Origin of the sequence: Streptomyces umbrinus, assembly GCF_030817415.1 — a bacterium.
Classification (GTDB): Bacteria; Actinomycetota; Actinomycetes; order Streptomycetales; family Streptomycetaceae; genus Streptomyces; species Streptomyces umbrinus_A.
Map to the genome: position 1 here is coordinate 3,798,774 of NZ_JAUSZI010000002.1, position 26,743 is coordinate 3,825,516.

The 26,743-nt window shown below is 70.2% G+C and carries 28 protein-coding genes; 10 read left to right on the top strand and 18 right to left on the bottom strand.

The features are described 5' to 3' along the window. Positions 1-145: 145 nt before the first annotated feature. From QF035_RS16570 to QF035_RS16600, 7 genes are all read left to right on the top strand, one after another. On the top strand, positions 146-667 hold the full coding sequence (locus QF035_RS16570) for an Lrp/AsnC family transcriptional regulator (protein WP_307521113.1): 522 nt from the start codon (positions 146-148) through the stop codon (positions 665-667). After that, entirely contained in the window at positions 652-2,049 is a 1,398-nt protein-coding gene (locus QF035_RS16575) for an aspartate aminotransferase family protein (protein WP_307521114.1), read from the top strand. The genes QF035_RS16570 and QF035_RS16575 overlap by 16 nt, the downstream gene beginning before the upstream one ends. 216 nt (positions 2,050-2,265) lie before the next feature. Beyond that, positions 2,266-3,006, top strand: coding sequence for an ABC transporter ATP-binding protein (locus QF035_RS16580; protein ID WP_307521115.1), 741 nt, complete (start codon positions 2,266-2,268; stop codon positions 3,004-3,006). Continuing rightward, positions 2,988-4,685: a hypothetical protein gene (locus tag QF035_RS16585; RefSeq protein WP_307521116.1), complete on the top strand. Its 1,698-nt coding sequence runs from the start codon at positions 2,988-2,990 to the stop codon at positions 4,683-4,685. Before QF035_RS16580 ends, QF035_RS16585 begins: the two co-directional genes overlap by 19 nt. 119 nt (positions 4,686-4,804) lie before the next feature. Next, positions 4,805-5,212 (top strand): VOC family protein, encoded by a 408-nt coding sequence (locus QF035_RS16590; protein WP_307521117.1) that lies wholly within the window; start codon positions 4,805-4,807, stop codon positions 5,210-5,212. 24 nt (positions 5,213-5,236) lie between these two features. Continuing rightward, a complete protein-coding gene (locus QF035_RS16595) occupies positions 5,237-6,370 on the top strand; it encodes an LOG family protein (protein WP_307521118.1) in 1,134 nt (377 codons plus the stop codon). Positions 6,371-6,535: 165 nt separating this feature from the next. Next, the gene (locus QF035_RS16600) at positions 6,536-7,186 is read left to right on the top strand and encodes an LAETG motif-containing sortase-dependent surface protein (protein WP_307521119.1); all 651 of its coding nucleotides are present in this window, start codon (positions 6,536-6,538) and stop codon (positions 7,184-7,186) included. A gap of 195 nt (positions 7,187-7,381) precedes the next feature. Here the strand turns inward: QF035_RS16600 and QF035_RS16605 are convergent, their stop codons facing one another. The 6 genes from QF035_RS16605 to QF035_RS16630 all read right to left on the bottom strand — a co-directional run bounded on the left by QF035_RS16605 (position 7,382) and on the right by QF035_RS16630 (position 14,225). Then, a complete protein-coding gene (locus tag QF035_RS16605) occupies positions 7,382-8,173 on the bottom strand; it encodes a maleylpyruvate isomerase family mycothiol-dependent enzyme (protein WP_307521120.1) in 792 nt (263 codons plus the stop codon). Between the two features lie 10 nt (positions 8,174-8,183). Continuing rightward, positions 8,184-9,227 carry an ABC transporter ATP-binding protein gene (locus tag QF035_RS16610; RefSeq protein ID WP_307521121.1) on the bottom strand — a complete coding sequence of 348 codons (1,044 nt, stop codon included), beginning with the start codon at positions 9,225-9,227 and terminating at the stop codon, positions 8,184-8,186. A 2-nt stretch (positions 9,228-9,229) separates the two neighbouring features. Beyond that, positions 9,230-10,957, bottom strand: a complete 1,728-nt coding sequence (locus QF035_RS16615; RefSeq protein ID WP_373466667.1) for an ABC transporter permease — start codon at positions 10,955-10,957, stop codon at positions 9,230-9,232. Further along, complete coding sequence (locus QF035_RS16620; protein ID WP_307521123.1) at positions 10,933-12,021, bottom strand: thiamine ABC transporter substrate-binding protein; 1,089 nt, start codon at positions 12,019-12,021, stop codon at positions 10,933-10,935. Before QF035_RS16620 ends, QF035_RS16615 begins: the two co-directional genes overlap by 25 nt. Positions 12,022-12,230: 209 nt before the next feature. Then, complete coding sequence (rlmN, locus tag QF035_RS16625) at positions 12,231-13,337, bottom strand: 23S rRNA (adenine(2503)-C(2))-methyltransferase RlmN (protein WP_269653371.1); 1,107 nt, start codon at positions 13,335-13,337, stop codon at positions 12,231-12,233. A 51-nt stretch (positions 13,338-13,388) separates the two neighbouring features. Continuing rightward, positions 13,389-14,225, bottom strand: a complete 837-nt coding sequence (locus tag QF035_RS16630; RefSeq protein ID WP_307521124.1) for a hypothetical protein — start codon at positions 14,223-14,225, stop codon at positions 13,389-13,391. Positions 14,226-14,380: 155 nt separating this feature from the next. Between QF035_RS16630 and QF035_RS16635 the strand changes: the two genes are divergently transcribed. Beyond that, entirely contained in the window at positions 14,381-14,536 is a 156-nt protein-coding gene (locus QF035_RS16635) for a hypothetical protein (protein WP_307521125.1), read from the top strand. After that, positions 14,533-14,775, top strand: coding sequence for a hypothetical protein (locus tag QF035_RS16640; RefSeq protein WP_307521126.1), 243 nt, complete (start codon positions 14,533-14,535; stop codon positions 14,773-14,775). Before QF035_RS16635 ends, QF035_RS16640 begins: the two co-directional genes overlap by 4 nt. Before the next feature lie 129 nt (positions 14,776-14,904). On the opposite strand, the gene QF035_RS16645 is transcribed toward QF035_RS16640, so the two are convergent. The 5 genes from QF035_RS16645 to rpsB form a co-directional block, all read right to left on the bottom strand. Beyond that, positions 14,905-16,053, bottom strand: coding sequence for a phosphatidate cytidylyltransferase (locus tag QF035_RS16645; RefSeq protein ID WP_307521127.1), 1,149 nt, complete (start codon positions 16,051-16,053; stop codon positions 14,905-14,907). Beyond that, positions 16,053-16,610, bottom strand: a complete 558-nt coding sequence (gene frr, locus QF035_RS16650; RefSeq protein WP_055614581.1) for a ribosome recycling factor — start codon at positions 16,608-16,610, stop codon at positions 16,053-16,055. Before frr ends, QF035_RS16645 begins: the two co-directional genes overlap by 1 nt. 120 nt (positions 16,611-16,730) lie before the next feature. Beyond that, entirely contained in the window at positions 16,731-17,501 is a 771-nt protein-coding gene (gene pyrH / locus QF035_RS16655) for a UMP kinase (protein ID WP_055614582.1), read from the bottom strand. A gap of 198 nt (positions 17,502-17,699) precedes the next feature. Next, positions 17,700-18,536, bottom strand: coding sequence for a translation elongation factor Ts (gene tsf, locus QF035_RS16660; protein WP_143640679.1), 837 nt, complete (start codon positions 18,534-18,536; stop codon positions 17,700-17,702). 151 nt (positions 18,537-18,687) lie between these two features. Beyond that, on the bottom strand, positions 18,688-19,641 hold the full coding sequence (rpsB, locus tag QF035_RS16665; RefSeq protein WP_307521129.1) for a 30S ribosomal protein S2: 954 nt from the start codon (positions 19,639-19,641) through the stop codon (positions 18,688-18,690). Between the two features lie 282 nt (positions 19,642-19,923). Here rpsB and QF035_RS16670 point away from each other — a divergent pair, with 282 nt between their 5' ends. Beyond that, positions 19,924-20,610 carry a murein hydrolase activator EnvC family protein gene (locus tag QF035_RS16670; RefSeq protein WP_307521130.1) on the top strand — a complete coding sequence of 229 codons (687 nt, stop codon included), beginning with the start codon at positions 19,924-19,926 and terminating at the stop codon, positions 20,608-20,610. Here QF035_RS16670 and QF035_RS16675 read toward each other — a convergent pair. The 7 genes from QF035_RS16675 to QF035_RS16705 form a co-directional block, all read right to left on the bottom strand. Next, a complete protein-coding gene (locus tag QF035_RS16675) occupies positions 20,554-21,066 on the bottom strand; it encodes a PPOX class F420-dependent oxidoreductase (protein ID WP_307521131.1) in 513 nt (170 codons plus the stop codon). The genes QF035_RS16670 and QF035_RS16675 overlap by 57 nt on opposite strands. A gap of 194 nt (positions 21,067-21,260) precedes the next feature. Then, complete coding sequence (locus QF035_RS16680; protein WP_307531178.1) at positions 21,261-21,818, bottom strand: TetR/AcrR family transcriptional regulator; 558 nt, start codon at positions 21,816-21,818, stop codon at positions 21,261-21,263. Positions 21,819-21,958: 140 nt separating this feature from the next. Beyond that, entirely contained in the window at positions 21,959-22,795 is an 837-nt protein-coding gene (gene whiG, locus QF035_RS16685) for an RNA polymerase sigma factor WhiG (protein ID WP_269649606.1), read from the bottom strand. Between the two features lie 272 nt (positions 22,796-23,067). Further along, on the bottom strand, positions 23,068-24,279 hold the full coding sequence (gene dprA, locus QF035_RS16690; protein ID WP_307521132.1) for a DNA-processing protein DprA: 1,212 nt from the start codon (positions 24,277-24,279) through the stop codon (positions 23,068-23,070). Next, positions 24,276-25,901: a YifB family Mg chelatase-like AAA ATPase gene (locus QF035_RS16695; RefSeq protein ID WP_307521133.1), complete on the bottom strand. Its 1,626-nt coding sequence runs from the start codon at positions 25,899-25,901 to the stop codon at positions 24,276-24,278. Before QF035_RS16695 ends, dprA begins: the two co-directional genes overlap by 4 nt. Further along, entirely contained in the window at positions 25,901-26,272 is a 372-nt protein-coding gene (locus QF035_RS16700) for a YraN family protein (RefSeq protein ID WP_307521134.1), read from the bottom strand. Before QF035_RS16700 ends, QF035_RS16695 begins: the two co-directional genes overlap by 1 nt. A gap of 142 nt (positions 26,273-26,414) precedes the next feature. Continuing rightward, a complete protein-coding gene (locus QF035_RS16705; RefSeq protein ID WP_055510545.1) occupies positions 26,415-26,723 on the bottom strand; it encodes a DUF2469 domain-containing protein in 309 nt (102 codons plus the stop codon). Between the last annotated feature and the right edge of the window lie 20 nt (positions 26,724-26,743).

Below are 26,743 nucleotides of genomic sequence, written 5' to 3' on the forward strand. Positions count from 1 at the left end.
ATGTCCAATCACTGAGACATCCACCCTAGTCCCGCGTCCCACGTTTTCAACACCCCCGATCGCCCCAGAACTGCGAAATCCGCACATGTGGGCCTCGCAGACAACGAATTTCATCAATCAACTCTTGCGGAACTGCTGATGCCTCATGCACAGTGAGCACGTGTCCAGTCGCAGCGCAGAGCCGAAGGGCTCCCGAGACACCCGGTCGGGGAACACCACTCCCCCGCTGGACAGCGTCTCCCTCGCCATCATCGAGCAACTCCAGGAAGACGGCCGCAGGCCGTACGCCGCGATCGGCAAGGCCGTCGGCCTCTCCGAGGCGGCCGTGCGCCAGCGCGTCCAGAAGCTGCTCGACCAGGGCGTGATGCAGATCGTCGCCGTCACGGACCCGCTCACCGTGGGTTTCCGCAGGCAGGCGATGGTGGGCCTCAACGTCGACGGCGACCTGGAACCGGTGGCGGACGCGCTGACCGCCATGCCGGAAGTCGAGTACGTGGTGATGACCGCGGGCTCGTTCGACATCCTCGCCGAGATCGTCTGCGAGGACGACGACCACCTGCTGGACGTCATCAACAAACGCATCCGGGCCCTGCCCGGCGTGCGCTCCACCGAGAGCTTCGTCTACCTCAAGCTCAAGAAGCAGACCTACATGTGGGGAACCCGATAGCCGTGACCACCAAGGACCTCAGCCGAACCGCGTACGACCACCTGTGGATGCACTTCACCCGCATGTCCTCGTACGAGAACGCTCCCGTCCCCACGATCGTCCGTGGCGAGGGCACCTACATCTACGACGACAAGGGCAAGCGCTACCTCGACGGTCTCGCGGGGCTGTTCGTGGTCCAGGCGGGCCACGGCCGCCGGGAGCTGGCCGAGACGGCGTTCAAGCAGGCGCAGGAGCTGGCTTTCTTCCCGATCTGGTCCTACGCCCACCCGAAGGCCGTCGAGCTCGCGGAGCGCCTCGCGAACTACGCGCCGGGCGACCTGAACAAGGTCTTCTTCACCACGGGTGGCGGCGAGGCCGTCGAGACCGCCTGGAAGCTCGCCAAGCAGTACTTCAAGCTGCAGGGCAAGCCGACCAAGTACAAGGTCATCTCGCGCGCGGTCGCCTACCACGGCACCCCGCAGGGCGCCCTGTCCATCACGGGCCTGCCGGCCCTGAAGGCCCCGTTCGAGCCGCTGGTCCCGGGCGCCCACAAGGTCCCGAACACCAACATCTACCGCGCGCCCGCCTTCCTCGACCAGGGGTCCGGCATCTCCCCCGAGGCCTTCGGCCGCTGGGCCGCCGACCAGATCGAGGAGCAGATCCTCTTCGAGGGCCCGGAGACGGTCGCCGCCGTCTTCCTGGAGCCCGTGCAGAACGCCGGCGGCTGCTTCCCGCCGCCGCCCGGCTACTTCCAGCGCGTCCGCGAGATCTGCGACCAGTACGACGTGCTGCTCGTCTCCGACGAGGTCATCTGCGCCTTCGGCCGCCTGGGCACGATGTTCGCCTGTGACAAGTTCGACTACGTACCGGACATGATCACCTGCGCCAAGGGCATGACCTCGGGCTACTCCCCGATCGGCGCGTGCATCATCTCGGACCGGCTCGCCGAGCCGTTCTACAAGGGCGACAACACCTTCCTGCACGGCTACACCTTCGGCGGCCACCCGGTGTCGGCGGCCGTGGGTCTCGCCAACCTCGACCTGTTCGAGCGGGAGAATCTCACGCAGCACGTGCTGGACAACGAGGGGGCGTTCCTCTCCACTCTCCAGAAGCTGCACGACCTGCCGATCGTCGGCGACGTCCGCGGCAACGGCTTCTTCTACGGCATCGAGCTGGTGAAGGACAAGGCCACCAAGGAGACCTTCACGGACGAGGAGTCGGAGCGCGTGCTCTACGGCTTCGTCTCCAAGAAGCTCTTCGAGTACGGCCTCTACTGCCGCGCCGACGACCGCGGTGACCCGGTCATCCAGCTCTCGCCGCCGCTGATCTCCGACCAGTCGACCTTCGACGAGATCGAGGGGATCGTCCGCCAGGTGCTGACCGAGGCGTGGGCGAAGCTCTGACCCCGCCGGCCCCCAGGGGCTCCGATGAGCTGAATCTGTGATCAACACCGGCCCCGGTGCCGCCCGTTCGAGTGAGAATGGGCGCTCCGGGGCCGCGTGCTGTCCGGCCTCCCGGCCCCGACTACCTAGCGTGCCCAGTGACCGATCGGCCCTGCCTTCGTTCCCCCGGAAGGGGGACTTCGCACGGCATTTCTGATCTGAACCGAGGTGTACGCCATGGTGGCTCCGCCGGACAACGACGTGCTGTGGGCACGCGCCCTGCACGTCAAGCACAACGGCTCGCCCGCGCTCACCGGCGTCTCGCTCGGGGTTCGCGAGGGCGAGATCCTGGCCGTCGGCGGCCCGCGTGGCAGCGGCAAGACGACCCTGCTCCAGTGCCTGTCCGGGCAGTTGCGGGCGCAACAGGGCGAGGTCTGGTTCAACAGCACGCCCGTGCACACCATGGGTCCGCTGACCCGCGAGCGGCTGCGCCGCGACCGGTTCGCCTGGATCGACCCGACGCCGGTCCTGGTCCCCGAACTGAACGCCTGGGAGAACGCGGCCCTGCCCCTGATGCTGCGCGGTGTCTCGCGCCGCCGCGCCAAGACCGCCGCCCTGGAGTGGCTGGACCGCCTCGACATCGGCGGCTGCGCCCGCAAACGCCCGTACGCGCTTCTGCACGCCGAGCGGCAGCGCGTGGCCATCGCCCGCGCGCTGGCCCCCGCGCCGACCGTGCTCTTCGCCGACGAGCCCACTGCCCCGCTGCACCGCGCCGACCGGGCCCAGGTGCTGCGTACGCTCACGACGGCGGCCCGGTCGCACGGGATCACCGTCGTACTGGCCACGCACGACGCGGACACCGCGGCCCTCGCCGACCGCACGGTGTCGCTGCTCGACGGGCGGCGCGTGAACACCGTCCATCTGCCGCCGGTGGCCGACAGCGTGGAAGGCCGGGCCGCGTGCTCGCTCTCCGTCTAGCGCGCGGGGCCCGGCCCGCCGTCCAGCTCCGCAGGCTCCTGGTCGCGGCGGCGTCGGCGGGCACGGGCTTCCTGCTCCTGTGCACTCTGGGGTACGCGATGGGGCACCCGGACGCGTCCGGTGCGGCCGTGCTGCGGCTGGCCTGGTGCGTGGCGCCGCTCGCCGCGACCGTGCAGTTCGCGGTGGCGGTCGCCCGGACCGACCCGGCCACCCGTCCCCGGCAGGGGCTGTCGGCGCTCGGCCTCGGCCCCGCCCGCCTGACGGTCCTCGCGGCGATCTCCACCGCCGTGTCCTGCACGCTCGGTTCGATGATCGCCCTGCTCTTCTTCCTGCATCTGCGCGGCGACCTGACCGGCCTCCCCTTCGACGGCGACGCCGCCGACCTCCTCGCCGCGGACGAGCCACTGCCCCTCCCGGCCGCGCTCACCCTGCTGGCCCTCGTACCGCTCATCGCCTCGGCGGCCAGCGCGGCGGTGCTCCGGCCGCGGGGCCCGAGGCCCAGCCTCACGACGGGCGGACGGCCGGGCCGGCTGAGCGGCTTCGGCGGATACGGCCGCTCCGTCGAACGCGTCGGCTTCGGCGCGTACGGGCGCTTCGGGACGCGTACGGAGTCACGTACGGAGGCGAAGGCGGGCCCGCGCTCCGAGAGCCAGGACGGTTCCGGGAACCGGGAGGGTTCCGCGGGCCGGGAGGGTTCTGCGGGCCGGGGCGGCTCCGGGCAGGACACCACCGGCCACACCGGGCGCGCCGAGCACGGCAGCCCCGAGGCCTCCACCAGTGCCGCGGCGCTCGACGTGCCCCGCCGCTCCGGCGCGCGCGCCCGCGCGAGGGTCGAGGCCCACCCCGGCGGCGAGCAGCTCTCCGCCACCCACACCACCGCCGACGCGCCCGCGCACAACGGCCACGACAGTCGCGGCGGCCACCACGCAGCCGACCCCCGCGCCGCCTCACAGCACCCCGACAGTCACGACAGCCATGGCAGCAACACCAGCCCCGGGCTCACCGGCCGTCCCGGTCGCACCAGCCACCCACTGGACCCGCTGGACCCCCAGCACCCCCCGGCCCCCCTCCCCACCCCCTCCGGCCTCCCCTGGGGCGCCGCGGTCCTCGCGGCCGGGCTCGCCGTGGAGACGTACGCCGGCCGTACGTCCCCGGCCCTCGCGGGACCCGACCTGCCAGGCGGCTTCAACGTCGGGCCCCTCGGTGTGCTGGTCGGCTGGGCGCTCACCGCGTTCGGGCTCGCGCTGGCCGGGCCCGCGATCACACACCTCTGCGGCAGGCTGCTCCAGGCCGTGCGGCCGGGCGCCCTGCGGCTGCTCGCGGGACGCGTGCTCATGGAGGAGGCGGCCCGCATCGGACGCCCGCTCGGTGTGGTGTGCGCGGTGGCGTCGGGGGCGTACGCCATGGCCGTGCTCTACGGCCGCGCGCGCCCCGACGTGGGGCCGCTCACCACCCTGGGCGCGCTGCTCGTCGCGGGATGCGCCGTCGCGACGCTCATGACCGCCGCGGTGGAGGCGAGGAACGCGCGCGCCGACACCACGGCCGCCCTGCTGCGGCTCGGGGCCCCGGCCACGGCGCTGCGCAGCGCCGCCGCCCTCCGCACGGGCGCCCTGCTCGCCGTCTTCGGCCCGCTGACCTGGGCGGTCGCGGAGCTGGCCGCACTGCCACTGACCCGCTGACGGCTCACGACTCTCGATCTACAGCTCGCCCGAAAAAGTTCGCGGAACGCCGATGACTTTTCGACGGCCCCCCGGTCTACCCCTCCGAACAGCACATCACGCGACGGGAGAGACCGGACATGTACCAGCAGATGATCTTCGTGAACCTGGCTGTGAACGACGTCGACGCCTCCAAGAAGTTCTTCACGGAGCTCGGCTACACGATCAACCCGCAGTTCTCGGACGAGAACTGCGCGTCCGTCGTGATCAGCGACACGATCGTCGCGATGCTGCTGAACAAGCAGCGCTACGCGGACTTCACGAAGAAGGAGATCGCGGACTCGACGAAGACCAGCGAGGTGCTGATCTGTCTGAGCGCCGAGAGCCGCGAGAAGGTGGACGAGCTCGTCGACAAGGCGATCGCGTCGGGCGGCTCGGCGAGCGGCGAGACCCAGGACTACGGCCAGATGTACGGCCGCGCCTTCGACGACCCGGACGGCCACACCTGGGAGGTCCTGTGGATGGACCCGGCGGCCGTTCAGGGCTGAACCGACCGTGCCTAGCATGGGCGGGTGCAGACGAGCCCCGCCCATGCGGCCCACCACAACGACCGTGAGATCGAGACGCTGGAGGAGTTCGACGCAGTCGTCTCGTCCCGCGGCACCCTCGCCGGCTTCCGTGTCCAGTGCGTCGATCTGACGGACCGTACAAGGGAGTTGCTGGCGAGCGACGCCACCGGCGCCGTCTTTCTCGGCTGCCCGATGCGGGAGAACGCCGCGGCGAAGGTCCGCGCCGACGGCGCCCTGGTCTTCCCGCCGCTCCCCGGTCTGCCCTTCGACCCGTACCGCGGTCACCTCTACCGTCCCGACGAGTTGTTCGCCTCGCTCGACAAGGGGTACGAGGAGACGCCGGACGCTCTCGCGTACGCCTGGTTCCAGCAGACGAAGACCGACGGCGACATCTACGCGTCGATGCTGCGCTCCGTCCACGACGACGCGATCTCCGACGCCCTCGACGAACTCCTGCGCGGCACGCGGGTGGTGGGCGTGATGGGCGGCCACGCACTCGGGCGCGGCACGGAGGCCTACACCGGCGCGGTCCGGCTCGGGCGCGCGCTCGCGCGCGGCGGGTTCACGGTGGCGACGGGCGGCGGCCCCGGCGCGATGGAGGCGGCGAACCTCGGCGCGTACGCGGCCCCGTACGACGACACCATGCTGCACGAGGCGTGCGAACTCCTCGCGAAGTCACCGTCGTTCGTGCCGTCGGTGACCGACTGGGCGCGCGCCGCCTTCGAGGTGCGCACGCGCTGGCCGAAGGGCAACACCTCTGTCGGCATCCCCACTTGGTTCTACGGGCACGAGCCGCCGAACGCCTTCGCCTCCCACATCGCCAAGTACTTCGCCAACGCCACTCGCGAGGACGGCCTGCTGGCCCGTTCGAACGCGGGTGTGGTGTTCCTGCCCGGAGCCGCCGGCACGGTCCAGGAGATCTTCGACAACGCGACCCCCAACTACTACGAGTCCCGCGGCGAACCCACCCCGATGGTGCTGGTGAACCGCGCGCACTGGACGGAGCGACTGCCCACCTGGCCCCTGCTCCAGGCGCTCGCCCGCGACCGCTCGATGGAGTCCCGGATCGCGCTGGTGGACCGGATCGAGGAGGCACCGGAGGCGCTCATCCGCTTGGCGCATGTAAATGAAAGCTAAAGCCGAGGGTCAAGACGGACAGACGGATTGACAACCCGAGACGTGGGCCAATAAACCTGTGAGGCGTCTGGGATTGCTGTTTCTTCGCAGCCAATCCCCCACCCCCCTCGTTTGTGCATCCCGTGAAGGGCAATCGTGTCCATATCTCGCCGTACCGCACGTTCCGTGCGCATTCTCGGAGTTGCCTCCGCCTCGGCCGCGCTCACGCTCGGCCTCGCCGGCAACGCGCTCGCCTGCAACATCAGTGAGTTCTCGGCCGTCGCCAAGTGCGACGGCGCCAAGGGTGTCATCAGCGTCACCGACAAGGACCCGACCGGCGTCGCAGCCACGGTCACGGTCTTCCTCGAGTCCAACGGCGCGGACGAGAAGCTCGTCGGCACCCAGGAGGTCAAGGGCTCCCGCGAGGGCGTGACCATCGACTTCTCGGAGGACTGGAAGCCGAACGCGGAGTACCGGATCCACGTCAAGGCCGGCAAGCAGGTCGACGAGGACATCAAGCCGAACCTCGTCACCCCGTCCGAGGCCTGCAAGTCCAAGGAGCCGTCGACGCCTTCGGCCACCCCGTCCCCGTCCGACGAGCCCTCCTCGCCGGTCACCGCGAAGCCCGAGTCCCCGGCGCCCTCGGAGTCGGAGAGCACCCCGCCCGCCTCGGCCGGCGGCAGCACCCCGTCCCCCGCGGGCGGCGACTCGAACCTCGCCGAGACCGGCTCCAGCTCCAACACCGGCGCGATCGCCGGCATAGCGGCCGCGCTCGTGGCGGCCGGCGCCGGCGTCATGTTCGCCCTCCGCCGCCGCGGCGCGACGAACGGCCGCTGAGCACCACCCGGTTCCACCAGGCGTGGCCCGCCCCCTCGTGAGGAGGCGGGCCACCGCCCTTCAGGGGCGCGGGGAACTGCGCGAGCAACCCAAGGCGGGCGCCGGCACGTAGCAACGGTGGCCGGCACCGCTTTCAGGGGCGCGGGGAACTGCGCGACCAGCCCCCACCGGCCCGCAGACGCACAAATCCGCCGACTAACCGAACGTGGCCCGCTCCAGCCAGAAGTCCAGCAACTCCCGCTCCCCCAGAACCTCCAACCCCCCACCGTCCGGCGCCATCCGGCGATAAAAGGCAAGCATCACCTCGGTGAGCGGCCCCCGCAACGCAACCGTCGCCTTCTCGTGCCCACGCCGCCAGTCGATCCCCTCGTCCTCGAACTCGATGAGCCACTCGGCATCCAGCCCGGGCTCGGCGTCGGTGGCGTGGAGATGGATACTGCGCCCCACCCCGCGCAGCTCCCGCGCGGCATCGCTGGGGTACTTCTCCTGCGCGAACCGCACGATCTGCAGCCACTCGTCGATCGCGTCGGCGGCGAACGCCGGCGCCACCTCGTACGTCACGCCGACGGCGATCGCCGCGTCGGCCCGATGGACCACCGTCTCGTGGGTCATGCGCCGCGCCCAGAACCCGGCCGTGTGCTCCCAGGCCCAGGACCAGGCGGCGGCGTCGGCCCCGGCGGTGCGAAAGGTCTCGGCGGCCTGCTCGGCACCCTCCGCGAGCCAGGCGTCCAGCGCGGCGGGGTCGTCGCCCTCCGGCCCCCCGACGTCGGCCACGTCCTCGATCGGCACGCTCTTCGTCGCCCGCGTCCGCACGATGTGCTCGGCCCAGCGATGCGCCTCGCCCACATGCACGGCGAGCTGCCGCAGCGTCCAGTCAGGACAGGTCGGTACGGTCGCGCCGAGATCGACTCCGGCGAGATGCGACCTCAACAGCGCGGTCTGCCCGACGATTTCGCCGCAGTAGCGGTCGTGCCCGAGTTGCGTCATAAGCCGCACCCTAGGCTCCCCAGGGTCCCCCAAGTACGACAATTTCCGCCGCGTCGAACGCCACCCCGACCTCGTCCCCCGCCTCCGGCGCGTCCCGCAGCGCACACGCCGCCTCCAGCCACGGCGCGCCCTCGGGCTGCAGGCGTACGGCGACATGGGTGCCTCGGAACGTCCGCGCGGCCACCGTGCAGCGCAGCCCATCGGCCGCCGGTACGAGGCGTACGCCCCCGGGCCTGACGAGCAGGTCGGCCTCGCCCTGTGGCGCGTCCGAGGGCACCGGCAGCTTGCCCCAGGGCGTGTCCGCGGCCTCCCCGCTGACGGTCGCCGCGGTCACGTTCTCGAAGCCGAGGAAGCGGGCCACGAACGCGTCGGCCGGGCGCTGCCAGACCTCAAGTGGCGTACCGGACTGGGCGATCCGGCCGTCCCGCATCACGACGACCCGGTCGGCGAGCGCGAACGCCTCACCCTGGTCGTGGGTCACCGCGAGCACGGTCGTACCCAACTCACCGAACAGCTCCCGGAGTTCGACCACCAGCCGCTCACGCAGCGAGCGGTCCAGCTGGCCGAGGGGTTCGTCGAGCATGAGCAGCCGGGGGCGGGGCGCGAGGGCCCGGGCGAGCGCGACGCGCTGCTGTTCACCACCGGAGAGGGAGGCGACGGCCCGCTCACGGGCTCCGGGCAACCCCACCAGATCCAGCAACTCCCGCACACGTACGGCCTGTTGGTCCTTCGACTCGCCGTGCATCCGCAGCCCGAAGGTCACATTGCCGCCCACGTCGCGCTGCGGGAACAGCTGGTGGTCCTGGAACATCAGGCCGACACCCCGCTTGTGCGCGGGCACGCCGTGGAGGTCGCGGCCGTCCAGGAACACCCGTCCCTCGTCCAGAGGTTGGAGCCCCGCGACCGCCCGCAGCAGGGTCGACTTGCCGCTGCCGCTGGGCCCGAGCACGCACACGATCTCGTGCTCGGCGACATCGAGCCCGACGGAGTCGAGCACGGCCCGCCCACCGAAACGTACGGTCGCACCGACGAGTTCGAGCTTTGCGTCGCGCATGGTCAGAACTCCCCGGTCCGGTCGGTGCGAAGGCGTTCGAGAACGAGCAGCGCCACCGCGCACACCACCATCAAGATCGTCGAAAGTGCCATGGCCTGCCCGTAGTTGAGCTCTCCGGCCCGCCCGAGCAGCCGTGCCACGGCGACCGGCAGTGTCGGGTTGTCGGGCCGCGCGATGAAGACGGTCGCGCCGAACTCACCCAGCGACACGGCGAAGGCGAACCCGGCCGCGATCAGCAGCGCCCGCCGCACCATCGGCAGATCGACCTCGCGCCACACCCGCCACGGCGAGGCCCCGAGCACCGCCGCCGCCTCGCGCAGGCGTCCGTCCACCGCCCGCAGCACGGGCAGCATGGTCCGTACGACGAAGGGGACGCCCACCAGCGCCTGCGCGAGCGGCACGAGGATCCAGGTGCTCCGGAGGTCCAGCGGCGGCTCGTCGAGCGCGATGAGGAAGCCGAACCCGACGGTCACGGCGGAGACGCCGAGCGGCAGCATCAGCAGGGCGTCGAAGCCCCGTACGAGACGGCCGGCGTCCCGGCGGGTGAGGGCGGCGGCCGCTAGTCCGCCGATCAGCAGGGCAATGGCGGTGGCAGCGAGCGCGTACTGCAGCGAGTTGCCGATGGCCTCGATCGGCGGGACGAGGAAAATGCCGCCCTCGTCGCTGGTCAGCGCCTTGTAGTAGCCGAATCCGGGGGCGTCGAGGGACCGTTCGACCAGCACGGCCAGCGGCAGCACCAGCAGGACGGCGATGGTGACGAGGACACCGGCGAGCAGTGCCCACTGCCCGGCGCCGCGCGGCCGTCGTGCCGTCACGGACGCGTCGACCAGGCGCAGGGCGGTCTCCCGCCGCCGTACCGTCCACGCGTGGACGGCGAGGATCGCGCCGACCGCCACGAACTGGACGAGGGTGAGGACGGCGGCCGTCGAGAGGTCGAAGATCTCCGAGGTCTGCCGGTAGATCTCGACTTCGAGCGTCGAGAAGGTGGGGCCGCCGAGGATCTGCACCACGCCGAACGAGGTGAAGGTGAAGAGGAAGACCATGAGCGCGGCGGCCGCGACCGCCGGCCCGAGCGCCGGAAGCGTCACCCGGCGCCAGGCGGCGAACCGTGAGGCGCCGAGCACCCGCGCGGCCTCCTCCTGACGCGGATCGAGCTGCGACCAGAGGCCGCCGACCGTGCGGACGACGACGGCGTAGTTGAAGAAGACGTGCGCGAGCAGGATCGCCCACACGGTCGTGTCGAGCCGTACGCCCCACAGCTCGTCCAGAAGCCCACCGCGGCCGAGCAGCGCCAGGAACGCCGTGCCGACGACCACGGTCGGCAGCACGAACGGCACGGTGACTACGGCCCGCAGGACCTGCTTGCCCCTGAAATCGAAGCGTGCGAACACGTACGCGCCGGGGAGCGCGATCAGCAGCGTGAGCGCGGTCGAGGCGAGCGCCTGCCAGGTCGTGAACCACAGGACGTGCCGGATGTCGGACTGCGCGAGCACATCGCCGATCCGCCCGAACCGCCAGACCCCGTCGATCCTGAGCCCACGGGCCGTGATCGCCGCGACCGGGTAGGCGAAGAAGAGCCCGAAGAACGCGACGGGCACGGCCATGAGAGCGAGCCGCGCCGCACTCCCCGTACGCGGGCGCGTGCGGGGGCGCGGACGGAGACGCGGACGCCGGCTCGCGGGCGGCTCCGCCTCGGCGCGAGGCTCTACTTCAGTACGAGCGAGGTCCATGACTTGACCCACTCGTCACGGTTGTCGGCGATCTTGGCGGGTTCGAGGGTCTCGGGGTTCTCGGCCTGCGGACCGAATTTCCGGAACTCCCGGGGCACCTCGGCGACCTCACGGACCGGGTACACGAACATGTTGAGCGGCATGTCGTCCTGGAACTTCTTGGTGATCAGGAAGTCGATGAGCGCCTTGCCGCCCTTGGTGTTCTTCGCGTTGCTGAGCAGGCCCGCGTACTCGACCTGGCGGAAGCAGGTGCCGTCCGCGACGCCGGTCGGCGCGGTCTTCGGCTTCGGGTCGGCGTAGATGACCTCGGCGGGCGGCGACGAGGCGTACGAGACGACGAGCGGCCGGTCGCCCTTGGCCTCCTTGCCGCCGGCGGACCCGGAGAACTCCACGTTGTAGGCCTGCTCCCAGCCGTCGACCACCTTCACGCCGTTGGCCTTGAGCTTCTTCCAGTAGTCCTGCCAGCCGTCGTCCCCGTACTTGGCGGCCGTCCCGAGCAGGAAGCCGAGGCCGGGCGAGGACGTCGAGGCGTTCTCGGTGACCAGCAGGTTCTTGTACTCGGGCTTGATCAGGTCGTCGAAGGACGTCGGCGGGGCCAGCTTGTGCTTGCTGAAGTAGGCCTTGTCGTAGTTGACGCAGATGTCACCGGAGTCGATGGGCGTGACGCGGTGCTTGTCCTGGTCGACCCGGTACTGCGGCAGGATCAGGTCCGAGCCCTTGGCCTGGTACGACTGGAACAGCCCGTTGTCGAGCGCCCGCGACAGCAGCGTGTTGTCGACGCCGAAGAAGACGTCGCCCTGCGGGTTGTCCTTGGTGAGGATGGCCTTGTTGACGGCCGTACCGGCGTCGCCGTCCTTGAGGACCTTCACCTTGTAGCCGGACGCCTTCTCGAAGTCCTTCAGTACGGCCTTGGTGTAGGCGAAGGAGTCATGGCTGACGAGGGTGACGGTCTTGGACCCGGAGCCTTCGTCGCCGGAGTCGGACGACCCGCACGCGGCGAGCGTGACGAGGCCGAGCCCGGTGACCGCGACCACGGCCGTGAACTTCCTGGTGGTGGTGCTCACTGAATTCCTCCTGGGGGTGACCAGGAAGAGACGCGGCCCTGCCCGGGACCTCGGTCGGATCCCGGGCAGGGCGCAACAGCTTGAGTAGTGACCGAACTTCCTACCCAGAATGACCTGGGCAAGGTTCAGAGGGTCTGCGGGCTGTCCCGCACTCTCAGCGCTGTGGCGCTCCCCTGTCGGAATATGAAGATGTACGTACGTCCGTCAGACTACCGCTCGGTGGCCGCGAGCTGCCCGCAGGCCCCGTCGATCTCCTGGCCACGGGTGTCCCGGACGGTGACGGGCACACCATGGGCGGCGATCGCCTCGACGAACGCCTTCTCGTCCTCGGGCCGCGAGGCAGTCCACTTGGAGCCGGGTGTCGGGTTCAGCGGAATCAGGTTCACGTGCACCGGCTTGCCCTTGAGCAGCCGCCCGAGCCGGTCACCGCGCCACGCCTGGTCGTTGATGTCCCGGATGAGCGCGTACTCGATGGAGAGCCGACGCCCCGACTTCGCCGCGTACTCCCACCCGGCGTCCAGCACTTCCCGAACCTTCCACCGCGTGTTCACGGGCACGAGCGTGTCACGCAGCTCGTCGTCCGGTGCGTGCAGGGAGATGGCGAGACGGCACTTGAAGCCCTCGTCGGCGAACCGGTTGATGGCGGGGACGAGACCGACCGTGGAGACGGTGATCCCCCGCTGCGACAGCCCGAGCCCGTCCGGCTCGGGGTCGGTGAGGGCCCGGATGGACTGGACGACCCGCTTGTAGTTGGCCAGCGGCTCGCCCATGCCCATGAAGACGATGTTGCTGAGCCGAGCCGGCCCACCGGGAATCTCGCCGTCCCGCAGCGCCCGCATCCCGTCCACGATCTGGTGCACGATCTCGGCGCTGGACAGATTCCGGTCGAGACCGGCCTGCCCGGTCGCACAGAACGGGCAGTTCATCCCGCAGCCCGCCTGCGAGCTGATGCACATGGTGACCCGGTCCGGGTACCGCATCAGCACGGACTCGACGAGCGTGCCGTCGAAGAGCCGCCAGAGGGTCTTGCGGGTGGTGTTCTCATCCGTGGAGAGATGCCGCACGACCGTCATCAGCTCGGGCAGCAGCGCTTCCTGCAGCTTGGCGCGCGATCCCGCGGGGATGTCTGTCCACTGCTCCGGGTCGTGCGCGTACCGCGCGAAGTAGTGCTGCGAGAGCTGCTTGGCACGAAACGGCTTCTCACCGATCGCGGCAACCGCCTCTTTACGCTCGGCAGGCGTGAGATCAGCAAGGTGCCGCGGCGGCTTCTTGGCTCCGCGGGGGGCAACGAAAGTGAGTTCTCCGGGCTTAGGCATGGCTGTACCAGTGTCGCAGATCGATTCGTGTGACTTGTGCCCCCGGCAGTCTCAGCCGCGGGGCCGCGCGTCCAGGAACCGGTGGACCGATTCCGTCATGCTCGCCACGAACGAGTCACGGGTCCGGTCGGAGACCAGTTCCAGGGACAGGTACGGGTTGAGGTCCTCCAGCTCTACGAGGAGTAGCTCGCCTTCCTGGGTGCGGCAGGCGTCCACGCGCTGGATGCCGTGGTCGAGGGTGTTCCAGTCGATGAAGGGCCGGGCGAAGACCAGGTCGGCGTCGGTGGGCTCGTAGGGCTCAAGGACCCAGCGCCGCTCGGGATCGGGGGCGTGAAGGGCGTACTGGAAGGCGTCGTCGACGTAGTAGAAGGACACCTCGTAGCGGAAGTCGATGCGCGGCTGGACCAGGATGTCACCGTAGGCCAGGTCGCTCAGCTGCTCTCGGGGCAAGAAGGTCAGGCCGATGGAGTCCGCGCCCGCTTTCGGCTTGACCGCGTACTGGCCGGCCTCGGGCAGCAGGTGCAGGTCCTCGGGCCGGTCGATGGTGGGGATGACCGGGTATCCGGCGGCGGTCAGGTCCAGCAGGTACTGCTTGCCGGCCATGTCGCCCCGGCCGGACAGCGGGTTGTAGACCCGGATGCCGCCGGCCGTCGCCCGCTCCCGGAAGGCGTCGTACTCCTTCTGGTAGTGCAGCACTGGCCCGCTGTTGCGGACCACGACCACATCGAAGGCGTCCATCAGCGCGGCGGCATCCAGCGGGTGGCACAGGGCGACGTCGAAGGCGTCACGCAGTCGGGAGGTCAGGAAGATGTCCTCGTCGCAGTAGCGCCGCCCCCGCGCCTGGTAGGCGAGATCGGTCACGTACAGAGCCCTACGGCGGTCCGGCATCGCACATCTCCTTGAGCGGTGCGACAAACCTACCCATCCCGCAGGCCACAGCCTCGGGCAGGCGGGTGGCCGTGGGCTGCCGACGGGCCCAAGTCCGATGCCGCAGGACGTCGGGCACTGTCCCAACGGTCACACGTGGACCTACAATCGAACTCGTGTACGAATATGTGTCTCGCCCGGATCATCGGCGCAGCGACCGCGATCGGCTGGTCCGGCGGCTGCGCCGCACCGACGACACCAGCGCCGCCGCCCCCACCTCCGCCACCCCCACGCCCGACACCGATACAGACACCGCCCGCGGTGCACTGTGAACCGCGGACAGTCGCCACCCGAAGGCGAGAGCACCGCGCCCATCGTCGTGCACCGCGCGGCGGGCACCAGCGGCCGCCGGGTGTCGATCCGCGCCCGGGTCGCCGGCCTCGCGCACAGCGACGCCGATCTGATCGAGTTCCTGCGCCGCGCGGGCCTCCCGGACGCGTGGGAGCTCCTGGACGATCCGCACTGGGTGGACTGGCAGGACGGCCGACCGCACGAATACGGCACGGACTGACAGCTACGGCACGGCCCGACAGCGGCCCGGACACGCGTCAGGGGCTCGCCGTCCAGTTGGACGACGAGCCCCTCGTACCGCGAAAACCGCAGACCGCAGACCGCAGACCGCAGACCCTGAGCCCCGGTGTCAGCTCCCGACGAACAGCACCAGCAGCAGCCACACCACCGGAGCCGTAGGCAGCAACGAGTCCAGGCGGTCCATGATGCCGCCGTGACCCGGCAGCAAGGTGCCCATGTCCTTGATGCCCAGGTCGCGCTTGATCATCGACTCGCCGAGGTCGCCGAGCGTGGCGCTGGCCGCGACCGCGAGGCCGACGATCAGGCCTTGCCACCAGGTGCCGTCGTCGATGAGGAACTGCATGCACAGCGCGCCCCCCACCATGGCGAAGGCCAGCGCGCCCAGCAGGCCCTCGCGGGTCTTGCCGGGGCTGATGCGCGGGGCGAGCTTGTGCTTGCCGAAGCGCCAGCCGACGGCGTACGCGCCCGTGTCGCTGACCACGGCCAGCAGCAGGAACGTGAGCACCCGCCGCGCACCGTCGTCCGCGGTGAGCATCATCGCCACGAACGTGGCGAGGAACGGGATGTAGAAGGCCGCGAAGACCCCCGCGGTGACGTCCTTGAGGTATCCCTCGGGCGGTTCGGTCATCCGCCAGACCAGGACCGCGAGCGCGGTGAGCGCCATCGCCACCCAGGCACCCTCGGCACCCCGGACGTATCCGGCGACGACCATCGCGGCACCGCCGATCGCCAGCGGCACGAGCGGCGCCTTGATGCCCTTCTGTTCCGCGAGCCGCGACGTGAGTTCCCACAGGCCGACCACGACGGCGATCGCTATCACCCCGACGAAGGCGGCCTTGACGACGAACAGCGACGCGACGATCACCGCACCGAGCGCGACCCCGACCCCTATGGCAGCGCCCAGGTCGCGGCCCGCGCTCTTCTTCGGCGGCGCGGGTGCGGGCTGTGCGGCGCTGGACATGGGCTCCTGCGGATTCTGCGACCGATGGGACGGCCCCTGAGAGGACGGATCCTGGTGCGGCGGCGTCCGAGGCGTCTCGTCGCGGAACAGGGGGCCGCCCGTCCGAGCAGCCCCTCGGTCGTCATCCTGGTCTCCGCCATGCGCGGGTACGTCGGGCACGATGGGCATGGGGCGAGTCTGCTGCGCGTTGTGCGCATCGTAGGCGGGACCCGCCGGGGCAGCCCCCTGGACAGGCCCCTGGTCGGACGGCCCCCAGTACCCGGCTTGTGGCGGCGCCCCCCAGGAAGAGTCGTTCATCAGACCTCGAGCAGCTCTGCTTCCTTGTGCTTGAGCAGCTCGTCCACCTGAGCGACGTACTTCGCGGTGGTGTCGTCGAGCTCCTTCTCCGCACGGCGGCCCTCGTCCTCGCCGACCTCGCCGTCCTTGATCATCTTGTCGATGCCGTCCTTGGCCTTGCGGCGCACGGAGCGGATCGAGATCTTGGAGTCCTCGGCCTTGGTGCGGGCGACCTTGATGTAGTCCTTGCGGCGCTCCTCCGTCAGCTCGGGGAACACCACCCGGATGATATTGCCGTCGTTGCTCGGGTTGACGCCGAGGTCGGAGTCACGGATCGCCTGCTCGATGTTGCGCAGCGCGCTCTTGTCGAACGGGGTCACCACGGCCATGCGCGGCTCGGGCACCGAGAACGAGGCCAGTTGGTTGATCGGCGTCAGCGCGCCGTAGTAGTCCGCCACGATCTTGTTGAACATCGCCGGGTGCGCACGGCCGGTGCGGATCGCGGCGAAGTCCTCCTTGGCGACCACGACGGCCTTCTCCATCTTCTCCTCGGCCTCGAGGAGGGTCTCTTCGATCACCACTTGCTCCTGCGTGTCTTGAGTAGGCCCGGCTGCGGTTCCTTGGCGGGTAGGCGGCCGGCTGCGTCGCGTCTTATTCCTGCACGGTTCCCGACCGGCAGGACATTGTCCATCCCCCGGTCAGGCCCGACTGCCCTGGTCACCCACAAGCGTGCCGATCTTCTCACCCTTGACGGCCCGCGCGATATTGCCCTCGGCCAGAAGCTCGAAGACGAGGATCGGGAGCTTGTTGTCGCGGCACAGGGTGATCGCGGTCATGTCGGCGACCTTGAGGTCGCGGGTGATGACCTCGCCGTAGCTGAGCGAGTCGAACTTGACCGCTTCGGGGTTGGTCTTCGGGTCGGAGTCGTAGACCCCGTCCACACCGTTCTTGCCCATCAGCAGGGCCTCGGCGTCGATCTCCAGGGCGCGCTGGGCGGCGGTGGTGTCGGTGGAGAAGTACGGCATGCCCATGCCCGCGCCGAAGATGACCACACGGCCCTTCTCCAGGTGCCGCACGGCCCGCAGCGGGATGTACGGCTCGGCGACCTGCCCCATGGTGATGGCGGTCTGCACGCGTGAGTCGATGCCCTCCTTCTCCAGGAAGTCCTGAAGGGCCAGGCAGTTCATGACGGTGCCGAGCATGCCCATGTAGTCGGAGCGGGCCCGGTCCATGCCGCGCTGCTGGAGTTCGGCGCCGCGGAAGAAGTTGCCGCCGCCGATGACGACGGCGATCTGGGCACCGCCGCGGACCACCGCGGCGATCTCCCGGGCCATTTTGTGCACCACGTCGGGGTCGACGCCGAGTGCCCCGCCACCGGCGAAAGCCTCGCCGGAAAGCTTCAGCAGGAAGCGGCCGGCGCCCTTGCCGGTGTCGCTCTTTTCGTCCTTGTCGGCCTTGGTGGTGGTCATGGAGATCTCGCCTCTTCTACGTGTCGCACATACAAAGAAGGCCATTGCCGGTGGGGTGTTGGTGGCAACCCATGCGCGGCAATGGCCTCCTCGTCAGATCTGCTGTCGACCGTCACGCGCGCGCGTGGCGGCATACGCAACCAACACGGACGACTGCTGTCGACCCTATCGGGGTCGCGCGTCGATCGCGGTACGGACTCAGATGCCGACCTTGATGCGTACGAAACGCTTCAGGGTGACACCGGCCTCGTCCAGGATCTTCTGGACGGACTTCTTCTGGTCGAGCGCGTACGGCTGACCGAGAAGGGTGGCTTCCTTGAAGAAGCCGTTGACCCGACCCTCGACGATCTTCGGGAGGGCCGCCTCGGGCTTGCCCTCGGCGCGGGTGGTCTCCTCGGCGACGCGACGCTCGGACTCGACGACCTCGGCCGGAACGTCCTCACGGGAGAGGTACTTCGGCGCGAAGGCGGCGATGTGCTGCGCGATGCCCTTGGCGAGGTCGGCGTCGGCCTTGTCCAGCTCGACCAGGACACCGATCTGCGGGGGCAGGTCGGGCATGGTGCGGTGCATGTACGAGCCGACGTAGGCGCCGGAGAACTGCGCGAAGCGGTCCAGGACGATCTTCTCGCCCAGGTTGGCGTTGGCCTCGTCGACGTACGCCTGGACCGTCTTGCCGGCCTCGATCTCGGACGCGAGCAGCGCCTCGAGGTCGGCCGGGGAGGTCTTGGTGACGTGCTCGGCGATCGTGTTGGCGACGGCCTGGAACCTCTCGCCCTTGGCGACGAAGTCCGTCTCGCACTTCAGCTCGACCAGGACGCCGGAGGTGTTGTCGTCGGCGATGATGGAGACCACGGCGCCGTTCTCGGCGGAGCGGCCCTCGCGCTTGGCGACGCCCTTCTGGCCCTTGATGCGCAGCGCCTCGACGGCCTTGTCGACGTTGCCGTCGGCCTCGTCGAGCGCCTTCTTGCAGTCCATCATGCCGGCGCCGGTGAGCTCACGGAGCTTCTTGACGTCAGCGGCGGTGTAGTTCGCCATGATCTGTGAATCTCTTCTCGGAGTTCGAAGTCTCGAAGTCGGCGTCCGCCGCTGATCGGGCGGGCGTCCACCGAAGATCTACGGGCTGGGGGTGAACGGCGGGCGGCGCCCTTGGCACCGCCCGCCGTCACTCAACCGTGACGCTGGTTCGTCAGGCCTGCTCGGCGGCCTCGGCCGGCTTCTCGGCCTCGGCCTCCTCAGCAGCGGCGGGGGCCTCGGCGACGGGAGCCTCGGGAGCGGCCGGAGCCTCGGCCTCGGCGGCCGCGGGGGCCTCCTCGGCGGCAGGGGCCTCAGCAGCAGGCGCCTCGGCGGGAGCCTCATCGGCCTTCTTCTCGCCGCCCTCGAGCAGGTCGCGCTCCCACGCGGCGAGCGGCTCGCCCGCGGCCTTGTCACCCTCGGCGGCCTTGCCGGCACCGGAACGGGAGATGAGGCCCTCGGCGACCGCGTCGGCGATCACGCGGGTGAGCAGGGTGACGGAGCGGATCGCGTCGTCGTTGCCCGGGATCTTGTAGTCGACCTCGTCGGGGTCGCAGTTCGTGTCGAGGATGGCGACGACCGGAATGTTGAGCTTCCGGGCCTCACCGACCGCGATGTGCTCCTTCTTGGTGTCCACGATCCAGACGGCGCTGGGAACCTTGGACATCTCGCGGATACCACCGAGGGTCTTCTCAAGCTTGGCCTTCTCGCGCGAGAGCACGAGAAGCTCCTTCTTGGTCAGACCGGACGCGGCGACGTCCTCGAAGTCGATCTGCTCAAGCTCCTTGAGGCGCTGCAGACGCTTGTAGACGGTGGAGAAGTTGGTGAGCATGCCGCCCAGCCAGCGCTGGTTGACGTAGGGCATGCCGACGCGGGTCGCCTGCTCGGCGATCGCCTCCTGCGCCTGCTTCTTCGTGCCGACGAACATGACCGTGCCGCCGTGGGCGACGGTCTCCTTGACGAACTCGTAGGCGCGGTCGATGTACGACAGCGACTGGAGCAGGTCGATGATGTAGATGCCGTTGCGCTCCGTGAAGATGAATCGCTTCATCTTCGGGTTCCAACGACGGGTCTGGTGACCGAAGTGGACGCCGCTTTCCAGCAGCTCCCGCATCGTGACGACGGCCATGGCCGTTCTCCTTGAGTTTCTCGGTTGTGCCGCGCGTGCCGGACGGCACTCGCGCCTGACGCCCGCGATGCGCCTTGCCCGCTAGGGACCGAGAGGCGCTGACACCGGCTGTTTGAGGGCCTCGTGTCGGGGCGTGCGAAGTCGACCCGGTGACCCGGATCGCCACCAGAAGTGTACGGGACCCACGAGGTGCCGGGTGACGCCGCTGTCCACAACCGGCCGGTACTCCACAGATCCTGGCCATGATCCACTTTTTTCCGTCCCGCACGGGACCGTTCTCGCATGCGAGAAGACCAATCGACGCGTACGTGGCTGACGCTGCTGCCTGCCTTGACCGTGGCCCTGATGGTGGCCGCCGTGGGTGCCTTGGGTGCTGCTCTCCCCACGGCGACCGCCCTCGACGGCGGTCCCGGCGGTGGCCCAAGCGGCGGCCCCGGCGGCAGTTCGCCCCCGGCTCCACCCGCCGTCCCGGCTCCACCCGCCGACACACCGGTGCCCGCCGTCGGCCGCGCCTGGCCGGTGGGCCTGCGTCCATCGGTGATACGCGGCTGGGAACCCCCGGCCACCACCTACGGCCGGGGCCATCGCGGGGTCGACCTCGCCGCGAACCCCGGCACCCCGGTCCGCGCCGTGGCTCCGGGCCGTGTCTCCTTCGCGGGCCGGGTGGCGGGCCGTGGAGTCGTCTCGGTGGAACTGAACGGCACGGGCGACCCTCCCCTGCGCACGACCTACGAGCCGGTGCGGGCGACGGCGAAGAAGGGCGCGGTGGTGGCGGCGGGCGAGGTGATCGGCGTACTGGAACCGACGGGGTCGCACTGTCCGGCGTCCTGCCTGCACTGGGGACTGCGCAGGGCCGACACCTACCTGGATCCCCTGTCCCTGCTCCCGCCGTGGCTGCTCGGCCGGGGTCCGTCACGGCTGCTGCCGGTCATCGGGGTTCCCGAGTCCGAGGTACGTGCCGTGCCCTAAGCCCTGGCCCTGGCTCAGGTCCGGCCGACCGCTCGGCGGCACCTCATGGACCGACCGCCGCGACGGGTACCACTCCGCGCCCACCGGACGGCCCGCCATGTTCCAGCTCCAGGAGACGGTCGGCGTGATGCGCATGTAGAGCCCCGGGCCGACCATCCCCACACGCTCGACGGGTTCTTCGGCGGTGCCGTAGACCCGTACGCCTCGCGCGATGAACGGGTTCAGGGACACCAGATCGTCGATGACGAGGGCCACCTCGTGGTGGCCGGCCCGGATGTTGCGGAACTTGCGGGTCCCGGCGACCGACGAGCCGCTGCCGCCGACCCAGAAGTGCGTGCCGTCGTACTCGAAGGCGAGCGGGACCACGTCGGGCTGCCGGCCGTCGGGAGACAGCGTCGCGACGCGGGCGAGCGGCTGTGACCGCATGTAGGCGATCTCTTCATCGGTGAACGACATGACAACCTCCGGGCGGGCGTTTCGAAAGGGGCGCCACCCTCCCAGTGGGAGGGGTCCTCCACCCCCATACGAACGGCATCCCACCGAATCGACACCGACCGACACACCTGTAAGGCACCCCGACCGACAGACGCCGGAACGACACCGCCCGTCCGACACCGGAGGGATCCCGACCCGGCCGACGCAGGAGGTACTCAGCCCTGGACGCCCCGCAGGGCCATCGCCACCGCGGCGTCGGTGATCACATCGGGATCCTCGGCCGCACCGATCTCGATCCTGCGCACGGCCGCGTCCACGATCCCCTGGAGGAGCATCGCGGCCATCCGGGGCTGCTCGTGGCCGATGTCCCGCAGCGCTTCCACGATCATCGCGACGAGTCCGCCGTGAGCCGCGCGGATCTTCTCGCGCGCACCCGCGTCGAGCTCGCTCGCGGAGATCGCCACGACGGCCCGGTGACGCCGGTCGCCGACGAGGCCGAGCTGCTGGCGGACGTACGCCTCGACCTTGCCCTCGGGCGTCCCGGCCAGCGCCATCGCCGCCTCGACCTCGGCCGCCCATACCGGGAAGTCGACCTCACAGAGCTCTTCGACGACGGCTGCCCGCGACCGGAAGTACTCGTACACGGAGGACCGCGCCAGACCCGTCCGCTCGGCCAGTGCCGGGAACGTCAGCGCCTCCGTCCCGCCCTCGGACAGCAGTGACCGTGCCGCGTCCAGCAGGGCGGCTCGCTGCATCGACCGGTGCTCGGCCACGGAGGCCGCTCGAATCCTTGGCACGCTCCCACTTTACGGATGCCCCGCCCAAGACGGGAGACTCTCGTCCGTCAGGGCTTGATCCTTGGGCCCCAGGCCGAAAGAAGTCCCACTTCAGAGGCGTTGCCGAGGAAACGAGGTCAGCGTCCGAAGCTCGCCAGCTTGGCGCGGAGCTGGAGGACGGACTTGGTGTGGATCTGGCTGACCCGGCTCTCCGTCACACCCAGGACGTTGCCGATCTCTGCGAGTGTGAGTCCCTCGTAGTAGTAGAGCGTGACGACGGTCTTCTCGCGCTCGGGCAGCGTGTTGATGGCACGTGCCAGGAAGCGCCGCAGTTCCCGGTCCTCGGCGACCTCCACGGGGTTGTCAGCCGCGGTGTCCTCAAGGGTGTCCATCAGGCTCAGCCGGTCGCCGCCCTCACCGCCGACATGCAGCAGTTCCTCCAGGGCGACCACGTTCGCCAGCGACAACTGGCTGAACACCGCATGCAGTTCGTCAACCGGGATGCCCATCTCGCCGGCCACCTCGCACTCCGACGGCGTACGCCGCAGCCGTGCCTCCAGCGTCGCGTAGGCCCGCTCGACATTGCGCGCCTTCTGCCGCACGGAACGCGGGATCCAGTCCAGCGCCCTCAGCTCGTCGATCATCGCGCCCCGGATCCGCGTGATCGCGTACGTCTCGAACTTGATCTCCCGCTCGATGTCGAACTTCTCGATGGCGTCGATCAGCCCGAACACACCCGACGAGACGAAGTCCGCCTGCTCCACGTTGGGCGGCAGGCCCACACTCACCCGGCCCGCGACGTACTTCACCAGCGGCGAGTAGTGGAGGATCAGCTGCTCGCGCAGTCGCTCGTCGCCCGTGGTCTTGTACGACCTCCACAGCTCGTCGAGCGTCGAGGGGGCGGGCGGCCGCACGCCGCCGCGGGCAGCGGGGGGAACAGCCGCCCGGTCAGACCCGGAGGTGTGCTGGGGCATTCGTCGCCTTGTGCCGTTCTGCCGTGAACTGGGGGTGCCTGAGTGAGCTGTCGCTCTGATGTCGAGTTGCCTGTCTGAGTCGGAATCCTCGTGAGCGTAGCGTGACTGGAGCGTCGCAGTGTGCGAAGGGCGAGGGATCCACCGTGCGCAGATACGTTCCGCTGGGCGCCCCTCAGGGGCACGACCGTCGCCGTGTGTAATCGCCGTGGAGCGCCAACTACGGGAACTGCCAAGGGTTTCGGGGGGTCGCCCGGACGGCCGAACACTCTCGGTCAGCATCGCCCCCGATCCGTGTCGACGGAGATAGTGGCCTGGCGTGTCAACTTCCAGCCGTCGCCGTGTCGTTCGACGAACCCAAGTGAGCGGAGTTCGTACAGTCTCGCGACCGCGTCGTCCGCCGTCGTGCCGGCGCTCCTGGCGGTGTCCTGCGGCGATGCGGTCCCATGGGCCGGCAGGGCGGCCAGCACACGGGCGGCGGCGGGGTCCAGGAGGTCGCGCGGCAGCACCGGCCCACGCCTGTCCGGCGCCAGCTCGCCCATGTCGCAGACCAGCTCCGCCACTTCCGCGGCGTCCGTGACCAGCACCGCGTCCCCGCGCAGCAGTTCGTGCACCCCTGCCGAGAGCGCGCTGGTGGCCGGGCCCGGTACCCCTATCGCGTACCGGCCCAACCGCTGAGCGGCCCGGGCCGTGACCAGAGCGCCGCTCCGGTACGCCGCCTCGACGACCACCGTGCCGCGGGTCAACGCCGCGATGACCCTGTTGCGCAGGATGAACCTGCTCGGTGTCGGATGGTCGCCGGGCGGCAACTCGCCCACGACCAGCCCCTGTTCGGCGATGCGGGTGATCAGTTGTGTGTGCCCGCGCGGATAGGGCCGGTCCACCCCGCAGGCGAGTACGGCGACGGTGGCCCCGCCCGCGCCGAGCGCACCGCGGTGTGTCGCGCCGTCCACCCCGTAGGCACCCCCGGACACCACGACCCATCCCCGCTCGGCGAGCCCCGCGCCTAGTACGGACGCCATGTGCGCGCCGTACTCGGTGCAGGCCCGTGCCCCCACGACCGCCACCGAGCGCAGCGCCCATATCCGCAGGCTGGGCCGCCCTCGCACCCACAGACCGGTGGGCCGCGCGTCCCCGAGGTCGTCCAGCTGTGCGGGCCATTCGGCGTCCCCCGGGCACACGAACCGCGTCCCGGCGTCCCGTGCCACGGCGAGGTCCCGCTCCGGGTCCGCCCGCTCGGCCCGGGCCCTCAGCCCCGCCCATCGCTTGTCCGTGACACCCGGCAGCTGCTGCCCGTCTCCAGTGAGCCGCCGGACCACCTCCGCGGCCCCGATCTCGCGGAGCCACCGTCCGCAGACCTCGTCCCCCGGTTCGACGACGCGGGCGAGGAAGGCCCGGTGGAGCCGCGCGTCGTCCCCACCGTCCCTGCCGTCCCTGCGGTATTCACTCTCCCCGCTGCCCCCTCCACCGCTGCTGGCCCCGCTCATGACAGCGCTCCGATCGCCATGGGCACCCCCCGAGGGACGCCGGTGCGCAGTTGCAGGGCGAGGGCCACGTCCGTCGCGTCGGGCCGGTCGTGTCCCACCAGGTCCGCGACGGTCCAGGCGACGCGCAGGACACGGTCGAGACCGCGTGCGGTGAGCACGCCGCGCTCCAGACTGCGCTCGGCGTCGTCCATGGCTCCCGGCGAGGCGTACCAACGGCTGCGCAGCTCCCGCCCCGGCACTTCGCTGTTGGTCCGCCAGGGAGTGTCCGTCAGCCGCGCCGCGGCCCGGTCCCTGGCCGCCCGCACCCGGTCGGCGACCGTCTCGGTGGATTCGCCCCGCGCACCCCGCTCCGTGAGTTCGGACCGGGTGACGCGGTCCACCTCGACCCGCAGATCGACCCGGTCGAGCAGAGGTCCGGAGAGCCGTGCCTGGTAGCGGCGGATCGCCGAGGACGGGCACTCGCACAGGCTGTCCCGCTGCGAGAAGCGGCCACACGGGCAGGGGTTCGCCGCGAGCACCATGAGGAACCGGGCAGGGAAGCGCACGACTCCGGCGCTGCGCGCGATCACCACGTGCCCCGATTCCAAGGGCTGGCGCAGGGCGTCGAGGGCGTGGCTGCTGAATTCTGGTGTCTCGTCGAGGAAGAGCACTCCCCGGTGGGAGAGCGACGCCGCGCCCGGCCGTGCGATTCCCTGGCCGCCTCCCACGAGCGCCTGCATGGTCGCCGAGTGGTGCGGTGCGCAGTAGGGCGCGACGTCGACCAGGGGCTTGCCCGGTGGCAGCAGGCCCGCGACCGAGTGGACGGCTGTGACCTCCAGGGACTCGCCGCGGCTGAGCCTCGGCAGGATGGCCGGAAGTCGCTCGGCCAGCATCGTCTTGCCCGCCCCCGGTGGACCTTCCAGGAACAGGTGGTGTCCGCCGGCCGCGGCGACCTCCACCGCGGTCCGTGCCGAGTGCTGGCCGACGACGTCGGCGAGGTCGTGCCCGTGGTCGTGCTGCATGGCGCCCATGCTGTGCATGCCCGTGGCCGCGCCCGTCCCCGGCATGCGCAGGCCCGCGAGCAGCGGATCCGGGCGGCCCTGCTCGTCGGGCTCCTCGTCAGGCACCGGTTCGTCCGTGAGGACGGCGATCAGCTGCCGGAGGCTGCGGACGCCGAGCACGGACACCCCGGGCACCAGCGAGGCCTCGGCGGCGGCGCATTCCGGCACCACCACCTGCTCGTATCCCGCGTCCGCGGCGGCGAGCACGGCCGGCAGCACACCTCGGACGGGCCGGACCCGCCCGTCCAGCCCCAGCTCGCCGATCATCACGATGTCGGAGAGCGCCCGTGGGTCGATCCGCTCGGAGGCTCCCAGCGCCGCACAGGCGATCGCGAGATCGAATCCGCTGCCGCTCTTGGGCACCGAGGCCGGGCTGAGGCCCACCGTGAGCTTCTTCTGCGGCCACTCGCCGCCGGAGTTGACCACGGCCGCCCGCACCCGGTCCTTGCTCTCCGTCAGGCTCTTGTCGGGCAGGCCGACCAGGGTGAACGCCGCGACCCCGGGCTCCAGGTCCGCCTGGACCTCGACGACGACGCCCTCCACTCCGACGAGGGCCACCGAGCACGTACGCGCGAATCCCATCAGGCCACCCCCCGCACGTGCTCCACGACGGCGGCACCGCGGTCGGGCAGCAGGACGCCGACGACGTCGATGCGGACGCCGCCGGGTGGGGCTCCTCCGTGTTCCTGCAGCCATCGCTCGGCGAGGCCGCGCAGCCGCTGCGCCTTGACGGGGGTGACGGCGGCCATCGGGTGCTCGAAGGTTCCCGTGCGGCGGGTCTTGACCTCGCAGACGACCAGCGCGTCGCCGTCCCGGGCCACGATGTCGATCTCGCCGGCCCTGCCCGAGCGCCAGTTGCGCTGCAGGACCGTCATTCCCGAATCGGTCAGCCGTCGTACGGCCAGGTCCTCGCCGTACTTTCCCAGTGCGTTGCGTGCCTTGGACGTCTTCATGTGGGCACCACCTCCGGCACCCACACTGAGCCCGCCGCGGCCCGCTAGTGGATCTTGGTGGACGACCACTCGACTGTGGACAACTCAGTCACCCGCACGAGTGGCCGTCCCCGCCTTCCGGTCGCCCGGCGACCGTGATCCCTCAGCTGCTCGGCAGCTCGAGATCGCTCTTGTTGAGCTCCTCGATGTTCACGTCCTTGAATGTGAGGACGCGTACCTGCTTCACGAACCGAGCGGGCCGGTACATGTCCCACACCCAGGCATCCGCCATGGACACCTCGAAAAACACCTCGCCCTGGACCGAGTGCACCTGCATCTCGTAGTCGTTGGTGAGGTAGAAGCGCCGTTCGGTCTCGATCACGTATTTGAACAGACCGACGACATCGCGGTACTCCCGGTAGAGCTTCAGCTCCATCTCGGTCTCGTACTTCTCGAGGTCCTCGGCGCTCATGGCATGTTCCCCTTCAGCCG